The sequence below is a fragment of the Cognataquiflexum nitidum genome, assembly GCF_022538055.1.
Taxonomy (GTDB): Bacteria; Bacteroidota; Bacteroidia; order Cytophagales; family Cyclobacteriaceae; genus Cognataquiflexum; species Cognataquiflexum nitidum.
The window spans coordinates 54,664-76,402 of sequence record NZ_JAKZAM010000005.1; the positions used below are offsets into that span (position 1 = coordinate 54,664).

At 39.0% G+C, this 21,739-nt stretch carries 18 protein-coding genes; 13 read left to right on the forward strand and 5 right to left on the reverse strand.

Features of this window, described 5'->3' with window-relative positions:
* Positions 1-28 precede the first annotated feature (28 nt).
* The 9 genes from holA to trmB all read left to right on the forward strand — a co-directional run bounded on the left by holA (position 29) and on the right by trmB (position 10,609).
* Positions 29-1,051, forward strand: a complete 1,023-nt coding sequence (gene holA / locus MMU07_RS04695; RefSeq protein ID WP_241124681.1) for a DNA polymerase III subunit delta — start codon at positions 29-31, stop codon at positions 1,049-1,051.
* 15 nt (positions 1,052-1,066) lie between these two features.
* Positions 1,067-4,054 (forward strand): tetratricopeptide repeat protein, encoded by a 2,988-nt coding sequence (locus MMU07_RS04700; RefSeq protein WP_241124682.1) that lies wholly within the window; start codon positions 1,067-1,069, stop codon positions 4,052-4,054.
* Between the two features lie 16 nt (positions 4,055-4,070).
* Positions 4,071-5,747 (forward strand): TonB-dependent receptor, encoded by a 1,677-nt coding sequence (locus MMU07_RS04705; RefSeq protein WP_241124683.1) that lies wholly within the window; start codon positions 4,071-4,073, stop codon positions 5,745-5,747.
* Between the two features lie 97 nt (positions 5,748-5,844).
* A complete protein-coding gene (locus MMU07_RS04710; RefSeq protein ID WP_241124684.1) occupies positions 5,845-6,597 on the forward strand; it encodes an SPOR domain-containing protein in 753 nt (250 codons plus the stop codon).
* Position 6,598: 1 nt separating this feature from the next.
* Positions 6,599-7,291, forward strand: coding sequence for a MotA/TolQ/ExbB proton channel family protein (locus tag MMU07_RS04715; RefSeq protein ID WP_241124685.1), 693 nt, complete (start codon positions 6,599-6,601; stop codon positions 7,289-7,291).
* A 6-nt stretch (positions 7,292-7,297) separates the two neighbouring features.
* Entirely contained in the window at positions 7,298-7,690 is a 393-nt protein-coding gene (locus MMU07_RS04720) for an ExbD/TolR family protein (protein WP_241124686.1), read from the forward strand.
* Position 7,691: 1 nt separating this feature from the next.
* Positions 7,692-8,651, forward strand: coding sequence for an energy transducer TonB (locus MMU07_RS04725; protein WP_241124687.1), 960 nt, complete (start codon positions 7,692-7,694; stop codon positions 8,649-8,651).
* Between the two features lie 3 nt (positions 8,652-8,654).
* Positions 8,655-9,944 (forward strand): bifunctional folylpolyglutamate synthase/dihydrofolate synthase, encoded by a 1,290-nt coding sequence (locus MMU07_RS04730; RefSeq protein ID WP_241124688.1) that lies wholly within the window; start codon positions 8,655-8,657, stop codon positions 9,942-9,944.
* 2 nt (positions 9,945-9,946) lie between these two features.
* A complete protein-coding gene (trmB, locus tag MMU07_RS04735) occupies positions 9,947-10,609 on the forward strand; it encodes a tRNA (guanosine(46)-N7)-methyltransferase TrmB (protein WP_241124689.1) in 663 nt (220 codons plus the stop codon).
* Between the two features lie 166 nt (positions 10,610-10,775).
* Here trmB and MMU07_RS04740 read toward each other — a convergent pair whose 3' ends face one another.
* Positions 10,776-11,279: a GNAT family N-acetyltransferase gene (locus tag MMU07_RS04740; RefSeq protein WP_241124690.1), complete on the reverse strand. Its 504-nt coding sequence runs from the start codon at positions 11,277-11,279 to the stop codon at positions 10,776-10,778.
* Positions 11,280-12,134: 855 nt separating this feature from the next.
* Here MMU07_RS04740 and MMU07_RS04745 point away from each other — a divergent pair.
* On the forward strand, positions 12,135-14,930 hold the full coding sequence (locus tag MMU07_RS04745) for a formylglycine-generating enzyme family protein (protein WP_241124691.1): 2,796 nt from the start codon (positions 12,135-12,137) through the stop codon (positions 14,928-14,930).
* 14 nt (positions 14,931-14,944) lie between these two features.
* Complete coding sequence (arfB, locus tag MMU07_RS04750; RefSeq protein ID WP_241124692.1) at positions 14,945-15,361, forward strand: alternative ribosome rescue aminoacyl-tRNA hydrolase ArfB; 417 nt, start codon at positions 14,945-14,947, stop codon at positions 15,359-15,361.
* A gap of 11 nt (positions 15,362-15,372) precedes the next feature.
* Here the strand turns inward: arfB and MMU07_RS04755 are convergent, their stop codons facing one another.
* The 4 genes from MMU07_RS04755 to kduI form a co-directional block, all read right to left on the reverse strand.
* The gene (locus MMU07_RS04755; protein WP_241124693.1) at positions 15,373-16,743 is read right to left on the reverse strand and encodes a tagaturonate reductase; all 1,371 of its coding nucleotides are present in this window, start codon (positions 16,741-16,743) and stop codon (positions 15,373-15,375) included.
* A gap of 394 nt (positions 16,744-17,137) precedes the next feature.
* Positions 17,138-18,160: a LacI family DNA-binding transcriptional regulator gene (locus tag MMU07_RS04760; RefSeq protein ID WP_241124694.1), complete on the reverse strand. Its 1,023-nt coding sequence runs from the start codon at positions 18,158-18,160 to the stop codon at positions 17,138-17,140.
* Between the two features lie 67 nt (positions 18,161-18,227).
* A complete protein-coding gene (locus tag MMU07_RS04765) occupies positions 18,228-19,013 on the reverse strand; it encodes a gluconate 5-dehydrogenase (RefSeq protein WP_241124695.1) in 786 nt (261 codons plus the stop codon).
* Position 19,014: 1 nt separating this feature from the next.
* Positions 19,015-19,854, reverse strand: a complete 840-nt coding sequence (gene kduI, locus MMU07_RS04770) for a 5-dehydro-4-deoxy-D-glucuronate isomerase (RefSeq protein ID WP_241124696.1) — start codon at positions 19,852-19,854, stop codon at positions 19,015-19,017.
* A 507-nt stretch (positions 19,855-20,361) separates the two neighbouring features.
* Between kduI and MMU07_RS04775 the strand changes: the two genes are divergently transcribed.
* Positions 20,362-20,649, forward strand: a complete 288-nt coding sequence (locus MMU07_RS04775; RefSeq protein WP_241124697.1) for a DUF1330 domain-containing protein — start codon at positions 20,362-20,364, stop codon at positions 20,647-20,649.
* 45 nt (positions 20,650-20,694) lie between these two features.
* Positions 20,695-21,693, forward strand: a complete 999-nt coding sequence (gene yiaK, locus MMU07_RS04780) for a 3-dehydro-L-gulonate 2-dehydrogenase (protein ID WP_241124698.1) — start codon at positions 20,695-20,697, stop codon at positions 21,691-21,693.
* Positions 21,694-21,739 lie beyond the last annotated feature (46 nt).

Genomic DNA, 21,739 nt, shown 5'->3' on the forward strand with positions numbered 1-21,739 from the left:
TTATATATTTGGAACGAAAACTCAAACCATGGCCAATAAAGCAGAAGATGTATTAAAAGACCTCAAGTCCGGCAAATATGCGCCAATTTATTTTTTACAGGGAGAGGAACCGTTTTTTATTGATCAAATATCAGATTTTATAGAAGCCAATGCCTTACAGCCCCACGATAAAGGGTTCAACCAAGTGGTGATGTATGGTAAAGACGTGACTATTCCCGATATTTTAAACAATGCGAGAAGGTTTCCCATGATGGCTGACAGGCAGGTTGTTATTGTGAAAGAAGCCCAAAACATCTCGCAGCTTGGGAAAGAAGAAATAGATCAGATGCTGATCAATTATATCAAAAATCCACTACCAAGTACAATTCTGGTATTTGCCCATAAGTATAAAAGTGTAGATGGCAGAAAGGCATTGTCCAAGGAATTGGAAAAAAGTACTGTTTTTGTCAAAGCTGAAAAAATCAAGGACCATTTATTGGCAGGATGGATAGAAACTTATGTCAAAAGTAAAGGCCATAACATAGATAATCCAACTGCGGTATTTTTAGCCGATAGCATTGGCAATAACCTAGAAGTTATCTCTAATGAACTAGGGAAGATGTTTCTCAACTTTCAAGGAGAAACAAAGATTACAAAAGACCATATCCAAAAATTCATTGGAATTAATAAGGAATACAACAACTTTGAACTTACCAAAGCAATGGGAGTCAAAGATGTTGTAAAAGCCAACAAGATCATTCACTACTTCTCCCAGAACCCCAAAAGTCATCCCTTGATTCCGATCATTGCTTTGGTTTACGGCTATTTTAGCAAAGTAGCTTTGGTACATTTCAATAAGCAGTTGCCGGATGCCGAACTTGCTAGAATCACCGGTGTTCATCCTTATTATCTAAAAGAATACAGGGTTGCCGCAAATAATTTCCGTTTAGGCAAGGTTATTGACTGTTTCGCATATATAAAAGAAGCGGATTTGCGTTCTAAAGGAGTCGATTCAGGAGAAATGGAGGACAGGGAGATTCTTAGAGAATTGGTATTTAAAATCATGCATTAAAGGCATAATTCATCCATGAGGAAAAGCATAGTATTGTTTTGGATATTGTGGAGTACCCACAATGTATTTGCGCAGACAGGTCTGTATCAATCAGGAGAGCAAGTCAAACTTGACGACAATTTTGAATTGTTTGACAAACACCTTTTCAGTGCTTCGAGGTTTGACTATGAGGAACTAAAAAGCACTGAATTAAATAAAAACCAACAGGTTTTGGTTGACTTTTACCATGCTGTTTCAGCTCTTAAAATAGAGAATCCCGGCGCAGCCGATCTCATCAATAATTTTATAAGAACCTATCCTGACCATCCCAAAAAGAATGAGGCAGGGTTTATTTTAGGCAGTTTTTATTTTGACCGAAAAAATTACAGGGAAGCAATCCCTGCATTTCAAAAGATCGAAACAGCAGCCATAAAAACAGATCAGAAATCAGAAATCTATTTCAAGACCGGATATTCCTATTTTCAGCTCAAAGACTTTAAAAATGCATTGAATTATTTCAATCAGGTAAAAGTTGAAAAAGGAGGTTATTCTGCTGATGCTTACTATTACGCAGGATTTATTTCCAAAGAGTCAGGAAATTATGATCAGGCAATCAAGGATTTTAGGGAGGCTGAGAAAGCAACTTTTTATTCCTCAAAGGTCCCCTACATGCTTGCAGGAATATTTTACCAACAAGGGTATTTTGACGAGTTGATAACTTATGCAGAACCCGTCTTGAAATCCCGTCCCAACCTAGACCGCAGGGAAGAAATCCACCTTTACCTTGCCGAGGCTTATTTTGAAAAGAGGAATTTTGCGGCCGCAGCTCAAAATTATGATGCTTTTGTGAATGCCCGAAAAAGGGACTTAGACAGGTCTCAAATCTATAAAGCAGGAGTGGCACAATTTGAGATTGGGAATTTCCAAAGAGCATCGGATTATTTCAAAGTGTCTGCCGTCATCGAAGATAAAATCGGTCAGGTATCGAGCTACTATCTTGGACATGCTTATCTGAAATTGAACAATCCGCAGTTTGCGTCAACAAGCTTCAACGCTGCCTACAAGAATCCAAGTGATCCAAAAATCAGGGAAGATGCTTTGGTGAATTTTGCCAAAGTCAATCTGGAAAGAGGGAGTTTCCAGGAAGCGGTCAATGCGCTGGATACCTATTTGGAAAATTTCCCTAATGGAATATATGCCAACGAAGCTGAGGTATTATTAACAGACGCACTCATCAATACAAACAATTACTTACGTGCCATCGAACATATCGAAAAGATGTCCCGCAAGTCTGATAGGCTTAAATCGGCATATCAGAAAATTACTTTTTACCAAGGAATAGTTTACTATAGAGATAAGAAGCATGATTTGGCCACAACTTACTTTGACAAGTCGCTCGCCTCGCCGATGGACAGAGATTTAGTGATTCAGGCGCATTTTTGGAAAGGTGAAAATTATGCATCGACAGACAGAAGTCCCCAAGCCATCAAGTCTTATGAAACGCTTCAAAATCTCAAGCCAAAAGCCTCTGATCCTTATTTGATAAAATCATACTATGGATTGGGATATACATTTTTCAATATCCAACAATATTCAAAAGCTGAGCCCCAGTTTAAACAATATGTCGAAAAGGGAGGAAAAAACGATGATACAGACAAATTTGAGGAGGCTTTGGTGAGGTTGGGTGATGTTTATTTTGTGCAGAAAAAATTCCAGGAAGCACAAGCGGCCTTTCAAAGGGCAATAAATGAAGGAGGTTCTTCGGTGGATTATGCATATTTCAGGTCGGGGGTAGTCTTTAATTTTCAAAGTAGAAATTCTGAAGCCATTAATCAATTGGATAGATTGATCTCAGGATACCCGAACAGCCTGTATTTCGAGGATGCAGTGTATCAAAAATCGCAGATCAATATGGAGCAATTGAATTATGAAGATGCTCGAGAAGGATTTTCAAGATTGATCAGCAGCCGTCCAAACAGTCAATTTATTCCATTTGCTTTGGAAGGAAGAGCAGTGGCTAATTTTTCCCTTCAAAATTATGATCAGACAATAGAAGATTATAAAACTATTCTACAGAGGCATCCCAATTCTTCAAATGCCGAAGCAGCACTTGTTGGTCTACAGGAAGCACTTGCACTTCAGGGCAGGTCAGCTGAGTTTTCACAATATCTTGGGACATATAGGAATGCTAATCCTGAAAATAAAAGTCTTCAAAACTTAGAATATGAGGCAGCCAAAAACCTTTATTTCAGTAGTTCTTTTGATCAAGCCATCAATGCTTTTTTAGGATACCTTAAAAACTACCCTCAAACTTTCAATCGTGATGAAGCTAATTACTTTATCGCAGATGCACATTATAAATCAGGCCGAAAAGATAAGGCTTTGGAATATTTCTATCAGATTGAGAGAGAAAAATCCTCCAATCAAATAATCAAGGCTGTACAAAGGATAGCAGCAATAGAAATGGAAAATAGCAATTATGTTCAGGCTATCGGTTTTTATAGAGAAGCTATCAATTATTCAAGAAATAAAATCGAGGAATTTGAAGTTTTTTCGGGATTGATGAAGGCTTATTTTCAAACCCAAAAATTTGATTCGGCAGCTTTCTTTGCTGATAGGGTGATCAAGCTGGGAAGTGTGACCCAAGATGCAGTTCCAGAGGCGACCCTGCTCAAAGCTAAATCACATAGGGAGTTGAAAAAAGATGCAGATGCTGATGCGACATTGATGGATCTGATCAATGAATATAAGACTGTGCATGGAGCAGAAGGATTGTATCTTTTGGCAGAAAGCCAAGCCTTGAAGGGAAGTTTTCAGCAGTCGAACAACACCATATTTGACTTCTCAGGTCCATTCTTCCCATATGATTATTGGTATGGGAGATGTTTTATTCTTTTAGCGGATAATTTCCTGAAGCTTAATGAGGTTTTTCAGGCAAAAGCAACATTGGAATCAATTCTTGAAAATTCCAATAATGAGGAAATTAAAGATATGGCAAACAAAAAAATGGCTGAAATAAAATAGTATGAAGGAAAATCAGATGAAACCATCCCCACAAAAGGCTTTCTTATTTACTGTTTTTGGCCTGATTGCATTGGTAATGCTACCCCGATTGGCCAATGGTCAGGAAAAAGGGGAAGTCAAGGACCAGGAATTTATCATTAGAAAAGATAGGGTGCTGACCTTACCTGTTCAGCCGCGAAGATTTGAACGTGCGCCGACATTACCGGCGGCAAAGGGAAATTCGAGTTTTGAATATGATGTAAAGCAGTATTTTCTTTCACTTCCGCCTATCGGTATCAAAGCGGAAGCTGCACAGAAAAACTTTCCAAAGGTGGTAGAAGAACAATATCCCGGATTTGCCAGAGTGGGATATGGTAATTATGGGTCTCCTCTTTTAGAGGGCCGTTATAACATTTGGGAGGATGAAAATTATGATTTTGGAGCTAAATTCAAGCATCAAAGTTTTGCCAGAGGACCTATTGGGGGACGAAATTCTGGAGAAAGCATTACCAATTTCGGTTTGGATGGGACATACTTTATGGATGTTTTTCAGATTTATGGTGGTGTAAAATATGACAGGCACAAGTTTAACTTTTATGGTTATGATCCCGAAGATTTGAACCTCGTGGACTTTGTTCCAAGCCAGAATATCTTCAATACGTTCCAGCTTTTTGGAGGAATCCAGGATATTGACAAAATGGAGGGGATCAATTATAACGTAAGGCTAGGCATCCGGGCTTTTAATGATAATTTTCTTGCCGCAGAAAATGAGGTCTCGATCAAAGCGAATTCCTCTTATTGGTACAATGACAATCTAAACGGAAATATTGATTTTGATCTTTCCCTGACAAGTCCAAAAGATGAATTTTACGGTGATATCAACAGGAATTACTTTAAAATCAAACCACAGATAGGTTATCAGGATGAGTCATTGAAAATAGCAGCAGGGGTGAATATTGTATTTGAAAATGATATAACCCTCAATAAAAAGTCTGACTTCCATATTTTCCCTGCTTTGAGCGGTGAATACATGATCAGTAAAGAAATAGGTATTTATGGAAGTTTTGAAGGGGATGTTTTGAGAAAAACATACCATGATTTTGTAATGGAAAATCAGTTTTTGGGGCCTAGCAGCCAATTGCTAAATACCATCCAAAACTTTAAAACAGGTGCGGGTATCAAAGGTACAATCCTTGAGGGGCTTACTTACGAAGTCGGTTTTAATGTTGGAAAATATAGGAATATGCACTTTTTTGCAAACAGCGTGACAGATAGTCTGAGGTTTAACCTGCTATTTGATGAAAATACCAGGGTTTTGAATTATACCGTAAAGGTAGGATGGGAGCATGAAGGCTGGTATAAAATGACAGCCACCGCTGATTATTTTAATTATTCTTTAAGTACCTTGGGTGCTGCGTTTCAAAGACCCGAATGGGAGTTTAAGATTCACAATCAATTCATGCCTGCTGATAAATGGCTGATATACCTTAATGCCCACCTGATGGGGGGAATAGTCGGTTTTAACCAACAAAGTGACCTCACGACGGTACTGCCGGCGATTTTGGATCTTCAGGCTAAAGCAGATTATCAGATTTCTGAAAGGATTTCTGCTTTTGTAATTGGCAACAACCTGTTGAATAGAAACAACCAAAGATTTTTGAATTACCCGGTGCGGGGAATTCAGGGTATTGTAGGAGCAACAATTAAATTTTAGATTTACTGTGGCTTTGATTGATACCTTTGTTCAAATACCAATTTGGCAATTCACCCATTTCATTTAGTTTGCATAGCTTTATAGACTTAGATCATTAATGGAAAAGGATTCTGAAAATAACCTCAGTTCGGCTGACAAAGACTATGGCTTTCCTTTTGTAAAGGCAGAACCTTTGCATAGTGATGTGCCACAGGAAATTTCAAAACCTTCAGGGGATATCACAGAAATAGCAACATTGCAAAAAGAGCATTTGGCGGATCAGCACTCAGTAGCGACGGCCATAAAATTTGAATCTGCAGAAATCCCTGAAAGAAAGAAAAAGAGTCAGGTGCCTTTGCTATTTAGCCTTATCCTCCTGATTTTAATTGTTTTAGCATCGATGGCATACTTCTTATACTATTTGCCCGGCCAATCTGAAATAGTAGAAACCCCTGAAATTACCGAGAATAAAACCGAAGAGACACAAGTTCAACCTGAGGTTGAAATAGAAGAATCTGCAGAAACCCTAAGTGACTCTATCGTTTCCGAAGTTGTCGAAACACCGTCACCTGTGGTTACTTCTCCGGCTATTGTTGGATCCACAGGCGGAAAATTGATTGTACTGACTGCCAGAGAAGAGTCGAGCAATTACCATTTGGTGGTCGCCAGTCTTCCCAATGAAAGAATAGCAAGGGAAGAAGCTCAGGTCTTTTTGGATAAAGGCAAAGATATATGGTTGATTTTCCCCTCGGGAGATACCAGAAATTACCGCCTTTCCGTTGGTAAATACAGCAGTTTTAAATCAGCTACAGATGCTTTGGCTGCAGCCAAAGCTGACTTTAATGAATCTACCTGGATTTTGAAATATTAACATGATTTTAGCACAAACTTTGAGTACCGATAGCCAAATGATGGCTGATTCTCTGTCTTTGATGGAACCTGGCAAACCAAGTATCGGGTTGCTTGACTTATTGATAAAAGGGGGATACATGATGATCCCGCTGTACATCCTTTTTGTAATTGCGGTTTTTATTTTTGTGGAAAGACTGATTACCCTCCGAAAAGCTGCAAAATCCCCCAAACACCTGATGGATCAAATCAAAATTTTGGTACAGAGCGGCAAGGTGGACCAAGCTAAATTTCTTTGTCAGGGCGAAAGTACACCTGTAGCGAGCATGATTGCCAAAGGTTTGGAAAGAATCGGAAGTCCTCTCAAAAACATTGAAGTCTCTATTGAGAATGTCGGGAAAATAGAAATTTATAAGCTTGAAAAGAATTTGGGGATTTTGGCGACCGTAGCCGGTGCAGCACCCATGATTGGGTTCTTGGGAACGGTAACAGGGATGATTCAGGCATTCATCGCAGTAGCGCAGGAAGAAGGAATGGTTTCCCCCAAACTATTGTCAACAGGTATCTATGAAGCTATGATAACGACTGCTGCCGGATTGGTGGTAGGGATTATTGCTTACCTAGGTTATAATTACCTGGTCAGTCAGGTTTCCAAATTGGTCCACAGCATGGAATATACCTCTGTGGAATTCATAGACTTATTACAGGACAAATAATATAATATGGGCTTACAATCCAAACATAAAGTAGATGCTGCATTTAGCATGTCTTCAATGACAGATATCATCTTCTTATTGCTGATTTTCTTTATGTTGACCTCTTCATTCATCACCCCATCGGGGCTTCCGGTGAATCTTCCATCAAGCGAAACTTCGGATATCGTCATGCAGGAAGTAACAGTGACAGTAACCAAAGACCTCAAGTTTTCCGTTAATGATAAAGTAGTAAACAGAGATCAGATAAAAACTGAACTGACAGCACTTTTGAAAGACAAAAAAGGCCAAGTGGTTCTTCATATAGACAAACAAGTTCCTGTGGAGTATTTGGTCGAAATCGGAGGAATAGCTGCAAACCTAGAAGCCAACGTTTCTATCGCAACACAACCGTTTAAGTAACATGCAGATTTGGGAGACAGATAGCCAAGAAGCTGAAAACAAAAGAAAAGCGCTGATCATCACGATTTTGGTGAATGTGCTGTTGCTGATTGCTATCTATTTTATCGTAGTATGGAAAGAGCAAATCCCACCACTTCCGACCTATGGCATGGAATTGAATTTGGGATTTACTGACCAGGGAAGTGGAAATAACCAAACCACTACACCGGCCTCCGAAACCCTAACTAGTAATACCGAATCCCCTGCTCCTGGAGAACAAGCAACCAAACCTGTAGAATCTTCTGTGCCTGTTTCAGAACCAAAAACTGAGGCTGCAAAACCCAAATCTTCCCCTGCCAAAACAACCTACGAGTCCCCATCCAAAGCCCCAAGTCCCGTAAAAGCCAGCGAAAAGGCAAGTACCGCAAGCAAGCAACCTAGTCCTGCCAAGAAAGAGCCGACTCCTGTTACCCAGCCCTCTACCTCCGAAGCTGAAAAAACCACTACCAAAGCTGAGGAAAAACCGAAGATTGACCAACGCGCTATTTTTGGTGCAGGTGGTACTTCAGGTACTGGTTCAAAACCGGCCTCGGGGAGTGCGCAAGGATCTTCTACCCAAAAAGGTGATGAAGGAAAGCCTACAGGCACTGTCGATGGTAGGGCTATAATGGGCTCAGGATCAGGGGTAGGAAATCCAGGACCGGCTTCAGGAGTAGGATTGGAACTTGCGGGATGGGATTTTGCTTCTAAGCCCAATATTAAGGATAATGTATCTACTAGAAATGGCAAAATAGTTTTTAAAATCACAGTCGATGACAATGGCAAAATTGTTCAGGCAGTTCCTTTGGAGTATAACGTTTCCAATGAGGTCCTTGCCTACTACAGAACTGTAGTGAATCAGGTCAATTTCAAACGTCAATCTGGAAATCCCACGGCCGATTATTCCACAGGAAAAATTACTTTTATCATCAAAGTCGATTAATCCATGACTTACCAAGAGACGTTGGACTATCTGTTCAATGCTTTACCGATGTTTCAGAGGATCGGAGCTGCAGCATTTAAAAATGATTTGAATAACACCCTTGCACTTTGTTCCCACCTTGGTAATCCCGAAAAAAGTATAAAATCTATTCATGTCGCAGGAACAAACGGAAAGGGAAGTACTTCCCATGCCATTTGCTCGGTCCTGATGGAGGCAGGATACAAAGTAGGTTTATACACATCTCCCCATCTGAAGTCCTTTACAGAGAGGATCAAAATCAATGGAAATGACATCCCTGAAAAAGTGGTGGTGGATTTTGTCGAGGGCAACCAAGCTTTTTTGGAGGAATTGAAACCTAGTTTTTTTGAAATGACCGTAGGTATGGCATTTTGGTATTTTGCCAAGGAGAAAGTCGACATCGCCGTCATTGAAGTGGGTATGGGAGGAAGGTTGGATTCTACCAATGTCGTGATGCCTGAAGTTTCAGTGATCACCAATATTGGCTATGACCACATGCAATTTTTAGGTAACACATTGCCACTGATTGCAGGTGAAAAAGCAGGGATTATAAAACCAAAAACACCGGTGGTAATAAGTCAAAAGCAGCAAGAAACCTTTATTGTTTTTGAAAAGAAAGCCGAAGAGACTCAAGCACCGATTTATTTTGCAGAGGATGCTATCAAGGTGAAAAGGTCCGGGTCAAGTAGCTCGGGTAGACGTGTGTATGAAATTATAGATGAAGATGAAAAGTCTTTGATCGAGATTGATCTACACGGTAATTATCAGGAAAAAAACCTTGCAGGAATTCTTCAGACGATAAAAGTTCTCAAAACTTTGGGATGGAAGATTGAAGAGAGTGCTGTGAAAAACGGATTATCAGGGATCGTATCCAACACGGGGCTTAAAGGAAGGTGGCAGATTTTGGGAAAAGATCCTATGAAGGTTTGTGATACAGGCCACAATGAGGATGGGATTAGGCTGATAATTGAGCAAATCAATGAGCTGACTTTCAACAGACTTTTTATGGTCATTGGCATGGTCAACGACAAGGATGTTTCAAAAGTTTTGTCCATTCTTCCAAAGAATGCTTGGTATATTTTCTGTCAGGCTACTATACCCAGAGCAATGGATGCTGAGGAATTGGCTCAAAAAGCTTTTGAATTTGGCTTAAGTGGAGAAATAATCAGGGATGTAAATGCAGCTATCGAAAAAGCTGAAAATTTAGCCTCAAAAGAGGATTTAATATTTATTGGAGGAAGTACTTTTGTCGTCGCCGAAATCAACGATTTGTAATCATGAGTAGAAAAAAACTGGAAAGGTTCAAAGAAAATGAACAGAACCGAAATGTTATCCAACCGGGAAAAGAACTCTTTGAAACCATCAAAGGAAATTGGAAGTCTGTTCAATTTGAAAACCAAAATCCCATAGTTGTGGAATTGGCCTGCGGAAGGGGGGAATTCACAGTTGGATTGGCAAGGGAATATCCCGGCAGTAATTTTATCGGGGTGGATATCAAAGGATCAAGAATCTGGAAAGGAAGCACCATCGCAATTTCAGAGGGTTTGTCCAATGTGGCTTTTTTGAGAACCCAGATTCAGTTGTTGGACAGGTATTTTCATCAGGGAGAAATTTCTGAATTGTGGATTACATTTCCTGACCCGTTTCCAAGAGAGGGTGATGAAAAAAGGAGGCTGACTTCGCCAAAATTTCTTGAAATGTACAAGCCTTTGATTCAAAAGAATGGGATTGTCCATTTCAAAACAGATAATACAGGATTATTTGACTACACTTTGGAGTTGATACAAAGCCGTCCTGACTGTGAAATTATGATCCATACACATGATTTTTATGCATCTCCATTTAAGGATGAACACCATGGTATACAGACAAAATACGAGAAACTTTTTAGCGAGAAAGGCGAAAAAATCAAATATTTGAAATTCAGGTTTAATGATTGATTTATTTTATTATGTATGTACGCAATGATGCCAGTAGATTTGATATCTATTTAAATTCTGTGCTATGGACTTAAATTCACGCTTCATCGGCCTTCCGACTTCGGTCTTCCGTCCCGACTGTATAAGAATATAGGGTTACTGGCAAAGTAGCGGATAACCATATATTTTAATTTATTTTCATCTCCATCACAATGTCATCCATGATGAACCCGTTTCCGATGTCTATCACTTCTCTATAAGCTTCATAAAACCCGATGTGCTTGTAAAATGAAATAGCTTTTTCATTAAACCTGTTTACATTAAGATACAAATACTTATCCCCGTTCATAAAGGCAATGTCTTTGATATGGCTGATCAACTTTTTTCCGATCCCTTTACCTTGAGTTCCGGGTAAAATATAGATTTTATGAATCTTGGTTTTTTCCTGTTCCTTGCAATGGACTTCATAGGAAGCAAATCCTAAAAATGAATCTTCTTCTTTGGCTAACAAAAAAACATGTCCTTTTTCAAGGACCTGCTGTTCCAATGCTTTCTGGTCATACATCCAATTCAGCATAAATTTGATTTGCTCCGGAGTAAGGATATTGGAAAAAGTCACAGGCCATGTTTGATGGGCTATTTTTTGGACTATAGAAAGTTGGTGGGGGGAGGCTTCTATGATGTCAATCATGAAATGATGGAGTCGATAAGTGGACTGATGGATTGAAAATTATTTGGCTTTACCAAAAAAACAAAAAACCCTTCAGAATTGAAGGGTTTTTATTGGGTGAATTAAGCAAAAAAAATAAATGGTCGAAAAAAAAATAAATACTGTTGATGAAAAAAAGAATTCCTGAGATAGATAAGTATAATCGAGAATTAACTTTTAAATCCTCATTTGTTTTCAAATGGATAAAGGTAAAAACATGGGGTGATTAGACCTTTTGTCCTTATCGATGAGTTAAAACTATACAAACGAAACCAAATAAACAAAATAAAAAATATGTTAAGTCTCTGTAAAATTCATTTTAAATAATTTTTGTTCAAAAAATCCAAATAATAGTTTGAAATCTATATTCGTATATTTCAAAAGCATTTATTTGGATTTTTGTCCTTTTGTCAGGTGATATAACTTTAACTTTTCTGAATACCAATGCCATTTTTACTTCTACCATCTGAAATAATTCCCCAAAAAAAAAATGAAAAAAATTGAAAATATTTTTTCAGATGCCTTTTTGGACACTTGAATTAGACATTGTCAAGGTTAATTTTTCAATTGTGACATTTAAATCTGCATTGTGATCCAAATAATTTATATTTATTTTATGTGTATCCGCTTTCTTGCGCGTTGCCAAACAATAATTTGTCGGAGGATCGATTAAACACCCGGTGGGCGGTGGGCAGTGGATTGTCGTCTGTGGACTAGTATCTGCATTCCATACAATCTCCTATAGCCCAACGTGCAACATTACGGATACTCGTAATTTATTTCAAATGACTTGCGCATGTCTTAATTAATTATTGACTGGACTTAATCTGCATCGTAATGTTTAAAAGAATAAATTTCCCATTGGTAATTCTTTGTTTATTTTCTCCATTTTACATCCATTCACAAAGTTTTTCTTTGGATTGGGACAGGAACCTTAAGCTAAAGAGTGTCCAAGGAGTCAAATTTGAGGATAAGGTTCCTGTTTTCTCTTTTCTGCTTAATGGTGAAAAAAAGAATTCGAGTGATTTTTTACCGAATGAAAAGTCTTGGACTTTGGATGGGCAAATTTCCTTGAGAATTGACAGTATAAAGAATGGCCAAGACAACTGGACTGCTGTATTTACTTTTTTCAATATTTCAGAAGATACGCTGAAAGTAGAAAACTTCATTCCCTTTGGAGGTTTGGAAGATCAGGTCTACATCACCGGAAAAGGCGATCACCGGTTGTCCCGTCCGCACCTCTTCAGGCCTGGATATGATCCTGTCAATGTCATCCTACCTGACAATGCCTGGGAATTGGGTTATTCAAGTTTTGAAGTCGGAAATCAAGGATTTACTGGGCTTATGAGACGCAAGTATTGGGATGGGGCGCAAAGGAGAAGGTTTGAGACTATTTTGCCTCCTAACTCCAATGTCAGCTACAGGATGTTTGTAGATTCATTTACGGGTGGTTGGCAGGAAGGATTGAAGCAGGTTTTCCAAAAGAGGTTTCTTTACGATTTGGATGATTTTGACTACAGCATGTACCAAAGGGAAGACCTGCAATGGATCAGGAAGTCTTATGCCATGCACCTCATGATGGCTTGGGATGCTGATTTTTATGATAGAGAAGGAGAGAGGTTCAGCATTTTTGATTTTCAACAAAGGAACAAGGAATGGTTTGGCGGGGATGATGTGATCGGAATCTGGCCTACCTGGCCTACTTTGGGATTAGACCAAAGAAATCAGTGGGATTTGTTCAGAGATCTTCCGGGTGGATTGCAACAGTTGGCATCGATATCCGACAGCCTGAATCGATTAGGAACCAAATTCTTTATCTCCTATAACCCATGGGATGAAAGTACCCGGTTAGAAGGGCATTTGGAGGGTATGACTGCCCTGATCAAAGCCACCAAAGCTGATGGTGTAGTCTTGGATACCAAAGGGAGTTCGAGCCTTGAAATACAGCAGGCTGCTGACTTGGCAAAACCCGGCGTAGTCATGTACAGTGAAGGGATGGCTGTACCCAAAGACATGCCGGGGATAGTTTCCGGAAGGGTTCACAATGCGCTCTATTATCCTCCTTTACTAAACCTCAACAAACTGATCAAACCGGATTTTGCGATTTTCAGGGTGGCTGAATTGTCCTATGACCGGATCAGAAGGGAATATGCCACCTCATTTTTCAACGGATATGGAACTGAACTGAATATTTTCAGACCCGGAAGGCCTGAATGGATGGAGGAGGATTACCGGTTTTTTGGAAAGACATTGAGGATTTTGAGGGAAAACCATTCCAATTTTATTTCATTTGGATACACTCCCTTGGTACCCACTTTGCCTGATGGGGTTTTTGTCAATAAATGGCCTTTGGAAAATAAAACCATATACACGATTTTCAGTCTCAAGACTGAGGGATTTTTGGGAAACCTTTTCGAAGTTGAAAAACCTGCATCCGATTGGCATTATGTCGATCTGTGGAATCATGAGGAAGTGCTGGTTCAGGAATCAGAGGGAAAATATTTCATTCCTGTTGATTTGGAGGCTTTTCACCAGAAATGGCTGGGAACAAACAATGAAGGAGCTGTGGGGAGTATTGCATATTTCCCCAATTTATTAGAGGTGGGTTTGGAACAAAATAAGTTGAGTATCAAATCCTCCAAAGGAAATGAAATCAGGGTTTGGGCGGGAGTTCCGGAATACGGGAAGTCATATTTGAGTTTAAAATCAGGCCTGCATACTGTGGATATCCAAGAAAAATTTGGCCGATATGAAGGCAAAATTGTGGTTCAATTGTTTGAGTCAGAAGAACTGATAGATGAACAGGTCATCGAAATGGAATATGGAATTCCAAGATTGATAAGTTTGCCCGAAAAGACACCAAGATATGACAAAGCTCTGGAGGGAATGGTAAAAATCCCTTCGGGAAGTTTTGAAATGAAGGTTACTCAGGGAGACCAATTTATCCCTTATCCAACGTCAGGCTATCCCCGGACTATATCTATGGTTGGTTTTTATATGGATAGGTATCCTGTTACCAATCAAGAGTTTAAAGAGTTTTTGGAAGCTACAGGTTACAAGCCATTGGATAAAAACCGTTTTCTTGCCCATTGGGTCCAAGGTCAAATTCCGGAAGGTATGGAGAAGCATCCGGTTGTGAATGTAAGCCTTGAAGATGCACAAGCCTATGCCAAATGGGCCGGAAAAAGATTGCCAACAGAAGGAGAATGGCAATATGCAGCATCATCAGGTGATGGAAGGGATTGGCCTTGGGATCAAAACCTTAAAGTGAAAAAGAGGTTTGAATATGTGACCAACACCCTGATTGTAGAGCATTTGGATGGATTGGGGGAAGAGTTTTGCAATATTGGGAATGGGAAGTCTGAAGCAGTGGGAAGCCATCCAAAAGGTAAAAATCCTTGGGGTTTGGAAGATTTGGTGGGTTCCGTCTGGCAGATGTCCTCTGATATTTATGACAATGGAACCAATCAGATGGTAATTTTGAAAGGTGGTTCCTATTTCAAACCATCCTCAAGTTGGTGGTATGTACAGGGCGGGCCAAGAGAAACACATTACCGGCAGATGCAGCTGAGGGTTTCTCCGGGATTTGAAAGAAATGAAACTGTGGGATTTAGATGTGTTGCGGATTATTAATTGAAACTTTGTAAATGACTATTTCTGAAAAAATCGCCAATCAGGTGTTGGATACTGAACTTCAGTTTCAATTTAGCCGAAGCAGCGGTCCTGGTGGGCAAAATGTAAACAAAGTCAACTCCAAAGTGGAACTGAGGTTCAATATCCCAAATTCACAAATCCTTGATGAAACTGAAAAAGTGATACTTTCAGAAAAGCTCTCTTCCAAAATCGATACGGAAGGAAACCTGATTATCCAAAGTCAGGAAAAGAGGTCTCAGCTTCAAAACAAAGAGATAGCTGTCCGAAAATTCTATGACCTGCTCAAAAAAGCTTTTCATAAAAAGAAAATAAGGAAAGCCACCAAACCCGGTAAAGGTGCTATCGAAGACCGTCTGAAAGCCAAAAAAGCCCTTTCCGAGAAGAAGAAAGGAAGGAGAGGAGAGTGGTGATTTAATTTCCTCTAATTTCCAAAAAAGCCAATAACCTTCGCTTTTAACCCCGGAATCTGACTCAAGCCCATTCCCCATAAATACTCATTGGCAAGTACCGTTTCTACGATTTCCCTGTAGTTTTCTTTTTTCCATACTTTTTCAAAAAACTCCAACACGGCCTGTTCATCTTTCAATGGAATCGATTCACCATTGATATCTCCTTTGTAAAACCGGATCAGGTCAGCAAATGACCGGATAAGATTTTCAGGAAATTGCCCAGATCGACTATGGTATTCCAAAATTGTAGGTAGGACCCTAACCCTGAACTTGGAGATGGAATTGAGTGAAATGGAGATCAATTCATGACGGATAAACGGATTTCTGAACCTATCCAAAACTTCAGCGGCAAATTGCTCCAAGTCCTCTTTTGGTAAATCAAGCGTTGGGACGATCTCTTTATAAATGGTGTCTGAGATATATGTTGAGATTATAGGATTTTCCATTGCTTCCCCCACAGTCCTGATTCCTTTCAGATATGCTACAGGAACCATCGCTGTATGTGCACCATTTAAGATCCTGACTTTTCGGAGGCGATAGGGTTGGAGGTCTTTGACGATGTGTACGTTCAGCCCTGTTTTTTCTGTTTGAAAAATGGACTTCAATGTTTCAGAGCCTTCTATTGCCCAAAAGTGATAAGGCTCGGCAACTACTGCCAAATGATCCACAAAGCCTGTTTTCTTCTCAAACTCTTCAAAATTCTCTTTAGGAAATCCCGGGACAATCCGGTCTACAAGCGTATTGCAGAAGGTGCAGGTTTTATCTAGCCAAGCAAGGAATTCCTGAGGGAAATTCCACTTTGCCGCATACCTCATCACACATTCTTTGAGTTGGTCCCCGTTATTTTCAATGAGTTCGCAGGGGAGTATTGTCAGACCCTTTGTTTCATTTCCTTCAAAAAATGTGAACCGCTTATATAGCAATGCTGTCAACTTACCGGGAAATGATGCCGGCACTTTTTTGGGATAGGTGTCTTTTTCATCGAAAACTATACCCGCTTCGGTGGTATTGGAAATGATAAATTGCAAATCAGTGTTTTTGGCCAAATCCAAATAGAAACCATAATCAAGGTTCGGATTGCTTACTCCATTTATCGAGGTGATCAATTTTTGTTCATCAATGATTTTGCCATTTTGAAAACCTCTGATCAAAACGTGATAATTGAAGTTTTGCTTCCCAAAACCTGCAGGAATGGATTTTCCATGGCTTTGGATAATATGGATGGAACCATCAAAATCTGTTTTTTCATTCAAAATCTCAACCATCCAATCAGCAAATCCACGGAGGAAATTCCCTGTACCAAATTGAAGGACTTTCACAGGTCTAGTTTTCTTTGGTTTCAAGGAGATTGACTTAGGGTTTGTCATGACAGGATTGAAATTATAATTGAAGATTTTTTGCAGGAATGTCCATAGTTAAAGAATCTTCATATATGTTTTGCAATATTAAAATTTCAAAAAGCAGGTTCCTTAATTTTGGATGGTGTATTTAAGAATCAATGTCATTTAGTTAGGGGATTCGATAAACTTTTCCAAAGTTTGGAATGGTTGGTTTAAGATTTTCATGGTCTGTTACTCGCTTTGGAAAAGCTTTTTATGACGCAAAAGCTTATCTAATCGACATTGATTTGATAATTACAATTAGCCATCACCTTGTCAAAAAATCGATACTCCGATTTTTACATAGTTAGTGGCAAGGAAGAGGATAAATACATTAAAATTAAAAGGGAATATTTGACTATAGTTTTTGAGTTGATTTTCGGATTATCAATTCAGGTTTTAAAATTATTTTATGTGGACCTCCCTCTATTTTTTCATTTTTAATAATCTGAAAAAATATTTCTGCAGTTATCTGACCCATAGAAATACTTTTTTGATCTACACTGGTAATTGGAGGATCTGTAAATGATGTAAAAGGTTCATTTCCAAATCCGGCCAACATGACATCCCCAGGTATCTTTAAGCCATTTTCTTTCAAAACTTGCATTGCTCCCATGGCTGCATAATCAGAACTTGAAAAAACAGCATCAAAATAAACACCTTTTTTGATAATGTTGTCTATAGATTTTCTTCCGTCTTCCAATTGTAAATTAGATTCTTCGATGAGTAGAGGGTCAATATTAACTCCATGATCTTTAAGCGCGTCCTCATATCCCCGGCGTCGATCTTTGTAAATGTTAATTTTTTTTGGACTGGATAGGTGGACAATTCTTTTACATCCCTGTGTAATGAGGTGGCTGGTTACTTGATAAGCAGCCAAATAATCGTCAATTACTACTTGGCTTACTTCCAATTCATTGGTAATCCTATCAAAAAGTATCAACGGAATCTCTTCATCAAGGACTTTTTTGAAATGGTCAAAGTTGTCCGTATTTTTTCCAATCGAAGCGATAATGCAATCTACTCTTGCATTTAACAAAGCCTTGACATTTTGTATTTCTTTGTCATAATCATCATAAGATTGAGATATAATGACTTTATAATCTAGGTTATTGGCTATTTCTTCTATACCTCTCACTACGGATGAAAAAAAATTTCTATTTGCTGTAGGTACTACAACACCTATCAGCTTGCTTTTTCCACTTCTTAATGCTGAGGCAATGTGATTTGGCTGATATTTGAGAAGTTTTGCCATCTTAATTACCCGCTTTTTCGTAATTGCAGATATTCTGGGGTGATCCTGCAATGCACGAGAAACAGTCGATGCTGTAATGTTTAGCTTTTTTGCTATATCATGAATAGTTACTTTCTCTTTTTTCATAAATCAGATTACCGATTAAATTCATAGAATGAACAAAAATTAGTCTTTAACCGCTTTGTTCAATCTTTCAAGCCGTTCTTGGTTTTCCAATTGTGGCCAAAATACCTCCGTCAACGTATAGTATCTGCCCATTTACAAAATCACTCGCTTTGGAAGATAGAAAAACTACAGCCCCAATGAGGTCATCGGGATCTCCCCATTTTCCGGCCGGAGTACGCTCAATAATGAAGTCATTCATTGGATGTCCATTGAACCTGATGGGAGAGGTCTGTTCTGTTGCGAAATAGCCGGGCCCGATCCCATTTACTTGGATATTATGTCTAGCCCATTCTGTAGCAAGATTTCTGGTGAGCATTTTAAGGCCTCCTTTTGCTGCTGCATAGGCAGATAAGGTATCGCGGCCAAGTTCGCTCATCATAGAGCAAATATTAATTATTTTCCCACCCCTTTTAGCCATCATGGATTTTGAAACTGATTTTGACATGATAAAGGGTGAAACAAGATCTACATCAATTACATTTCGAAAATCAGAAATCTCCATTTCCTCCGCAGGAATTCTTTTAATTATTCCTGCATTGTTTACAAGGATGTCAATTGAGCCTACTTCAGCTTCTATTTTGGAAATGGCTTCAATTACTCTTTTTTCATCTGTCACATCAAATAAATACCCCTTAGCATCGATTCCAAGGGCTGCATATTGCTTCAATGCCTCTTCCATTTTGGAAGGTGTATGGCCGTTGATCACCAATGTGGCACCGTACTGAGCCAATCCCTTAGCCATCGCCATTCCTAGTCCATGAGTTGCTCCGGTAACTAGGGCAACTTTACCTTTCAAGTCAAACAAGTTTTTCATATTATTTTAAATCAGTTGGAGCGACAATATCCATATCACCATAATCAAGGTTTTCTCCGGCCATTCCCCAGATAAAAGTGTAATTTGAAGTTCCGGCTCCAATATGTATCGACCAAGGTGGGGAGATTACTGCCTCGTTGGATTTAATCCAGATGTGTCTGGTTTCGTCTGTCTGTCCCATATAATGACAAACTGCCTGCCCTTCATTTAAATCAAAATAAAAGTACGCTTCCATTCTTCTATCATGTGTATGGGCGGGCATGGTATTCCAAACCGAACCGGGCTTTAATTCCGTCATACCCATTTGTAGCTGACAAGTTTGTACTGCGGAGTTGACGATCAGCTTATAAATTGTCCTATGGTTGGAGTTTTCCATAGAACCCAAGGTCAATACCTCAGCTAGGTGTTTATCAATTTTTTTTGTAGGATAAGTCTGGTGAGCCGGGGTAGAATTAAAATATAAATGTGATTTTCCTTCTTTAGAAGGGTGGAAAATTACTGATTTTACACCTTTGCCTATATATAGCGCCTCCTTATGGCCCAGAGAAAATATTTCACCATCTACTTCTATCTCTGTAGGGGAGGCAATGTTTATAATTCCTATTTCCCTTCGTTCCAAAAAATATGAACTTTTCAATTGATCAACCGACTCCAATTCCAAAGGAAAATCCCTAGGGCTTATTCCTCCTATAATCATTCGATCATAAAAAGAGTAAACTCCCATGATTTGATTTGGCGAAAATAAATTATCAATTAAATATTGGGTTCTCAATTGCTGAGTGTCATAATGTTTTATATCTCCCGGATGAGAGGAATATCTTGTTTCAATTATAGTGTGCATTTGAAAATATTTAAAGTAATGTAATCGATTGCGCAATTTAACCCTATTTTGAAATTATAACCAAAATAATCAATACTTTTATTTGGAGTGTATGAATAGTTATTTACAAATTTTATATCTTATTTAATAAAAATTAATTAAATTATTTAAATAAATTTACAATTAAGCCAAATTATATTTTTATTTAAAGTAAGGTAAAAATAGTGCAATCGAATGCTTTATTAAAGAAAAAACGAGAAGATGTCTTGGTTGCTTTTTCAGCTAATGGCTTGGAAGAAATTTGATCAAAACTTCTTTTTCATTTTTATGCAGCCAATGCGTCTTTATAGAAATTATTCAGATAAAAATGGATCCATTTCAACTTACTTTATTGATCCCACCTGTAGATTTCTTGTTTTGACTTTAAATCGAATTGTCATATTATTGATAGCTGTTGTTTCAACTTCCTTTATTGTGTGATTGAAATAGCTTCAAGTTCTAATTGTTTTTAACCATAATTTTATAACTGTGCCTGCATTTGTTATTGTCGAAGTCAGTATCCATGACCCTGAATTGTATGAATCTTACAAAAAGCTTACTCCCGGTTCCATACTTCCTTTTGGTGGGAAATTTGTAGTGCGCGGAGCACAAACTGAATCTTTGGAAGGTGACTGGAATCCTGAAAGATTGGTGATCCTAGAATTCCCTTCCGTCCAAAAAGCAAAGGAATGGTGGAACTCAGAGGAATATACCAAAGCCAAAAATATCAGATACCAGGCTGCCAAATCCAAAATGCTTGTGGTGGAGAGTTTGTGATATCGCTTTTATATTTTTTTTTTAGCTCCTCAAAATCCATCAACCATGCGCGTAGACTACCATGAAGTTATTCAGACTCTTGAAAAAATCCTTCTTAAAAATGGGTTTACAGAAGACAGAGCCGTTTTATGCGCTTCTCTTTTTGCCCAAGCAAGCTTGGATGGGGTGGCTTCCCATGGCTTGGACAGGTTTCCTGTATTTTTGGAAATGATCAGGAAAAAACTGGTCTTCCCTGAACAGGAAGCAAATCTTGTGGACAGCTACGGGGTTTTTGAAAGATGGAACGGAAACCTCGGTCCAGGTCCGCTCAATGCCCATCAATGCATGGATCGGGCGATCCAACTTTCAAAAGAATTTGGAGTGGGAATCGTAGCGCTACAAAATACAAACCATTGGATGCGGGCAGGAAATTATGGTTGGCAGGCCGCTGAATCCGGTTGCATAGGCATCTGCTTTACCAATACCAAACCCAATATGCCAGCTTGGGGTGGGAGTGAACCCAAGCTTGGCAACAACCCTTTGGTGATCGCCATTCCGCGATCAGGCGGTCATATTGTTTTGGATATGGCCATGTCACAGTTTTCTTATGGGAAATTGAAAACCTATCTACGGGAAGGCAAAGAAATGCCTTTTGATGCCGGTTTTGATCCTGATGGAAACCTGACCAAATCCCCCGAAAGCGTCATAGCCAACGAATTGGCTTTGCCAATAGGATTGTGGAAAGGAGCAGGTTTATCCCTGTTACTTGACATGTTGGCCACCATAATGTCTGGCGGAAAAGCAACTTTTCAGGTTGGCGAAAGTGGGGAAGAATCCGGCTTGTCGCAGGTTTTTATTTGCCTTGCTGCTGAGAAATTGGGAATAATGGAATGGTCTGATCAAAAATTGGATCAAATTGTGGGAAACCTGAAAAGCTCTTTGACTTTTGCGGACAAAGAAATCCGTTACCCCGGTGAAAACAATATGAAAACCCGCGAAGAAAACATGCAAAATGGAGTTCCTGTGGATGAGAATATTTGGAAAAGCATCATTAAAGAACTATAACATAGGGAAAGTAGAATGTTTAGGTCAACTTTGAAACCTTCCAACT

Excerpts from the sequence above, each read along its gene's own strand:
- holA (WP_241124681.1), top strand. The coding sequence starts at position 29 with ATGGCCAATAAAGCAGAAGATGTATTAAAAGACCTCAAGTCCGGCAAA.
- MMU07_RS04700 (WP_241124682.1), top strand. The coding sequence starts at position 1,067 with ATGAGGAAAAGCATAGTATTGTTTTGGATATTGTGGAGTACCCACAAT.
- MMU07_RS04705 (WP_241124683.1), top strand. The coding sequence starts at position 4,071 with ATGAAACCATCCCCACAAAAGGCTTTCTTATTTACTGTTTTTGGCCTG.
- MMU07_RS04710 (WP_241124684.1), top strand. The coding sequence starts at position 5,845 with ATGGAAAAGGATTCTGAAAATAACCTCAGTTCGGCTGACAAAGACTAT.
- MMU07_RS04715 (WP_241124685.1), top strand. The coding sequence starts at position 6,599 with ATGATTTTAGCACAAACTTTGAGTACCGATAGCCAAATGATGGCTGAT.
- MMU07_RS04720 (WP_241124686.1), top strand. The coding sequence starts at position 7,298 with ATGGGCTTACAATCCAAACATAAAGTAGATGCTGCATTTAGCATGTCT.
- MMU07_RS04725 (WP_241124687.1), top strand. The coding sequence starts at position 7,692 with ATGCAGATTTGGGAGACAGATAGCCAAGAAGCTGAAAACAAAAGAAAA.
- MMU07_RS04730 (WP_241124688.1), top strand. The coding sequence starts at position 8,655 with ATGACTTACCAAGAGACGTTGGACTATCTGTTCAATGCTTTACCGATG.
- trmB (WP_241124689.1), top strand. The coding sequence starts at position 9,947 with ATGAGTAGAAAAAAACTGGAAAGGTTCAAAGAAAATGAACAGAACCGA.
- MMU07_RS04740 (WP_241124690.1), bottom strand. The coding sequence starts at position 11,279 with ATGATTGACATCATAGAAGCCTCCCCCCACCAACTTTCTATAGTCCAA.
- MMU07_RS04745 (WP_241124691.1), top strand. The coding sequence starts at position 12,135 with ATGTTTAAAAGAATAAATTTCCCATTGGTAATTCTTTGTTTATTTTCT.
- arfB (WP_241124692.1), top strand. The coding sequence starts at position 14,945 with ATGACTATTTCTGAAAAAATCGCCAATCAGGTGTTGGATACTGAACTT.
- MMU07_RS04760 (WP_241124694.1), bottom strand. The coding sequence starts at position 18,160 with ATGAAAAAAGAGAAAGTAACTATTCATGATATAGCAAAAAAGCTAAAC.
- MMU07_RS04765 (WP_241124695.1), bottom strand. The coding sequence starts at position 19,013 with ATGAAAAACTTGTTTGACTTGAAAGGTAAAGTTGCCCTAGTTACCGGA.
- kduI (WP_241124696.1), bottom strand. The coding sequence starts at position 19,854 with ATGCACACTATAATTGAAACAAGATATTCCTCTCATCCGGGAGATATA.
- yiaK (WP_241124698.1), top strand. The coding sequence starts at position 20,695 with ATGCGCGTAGACTACCATGAAGTTATTCAGACTCTTGAAAAAATCCTT.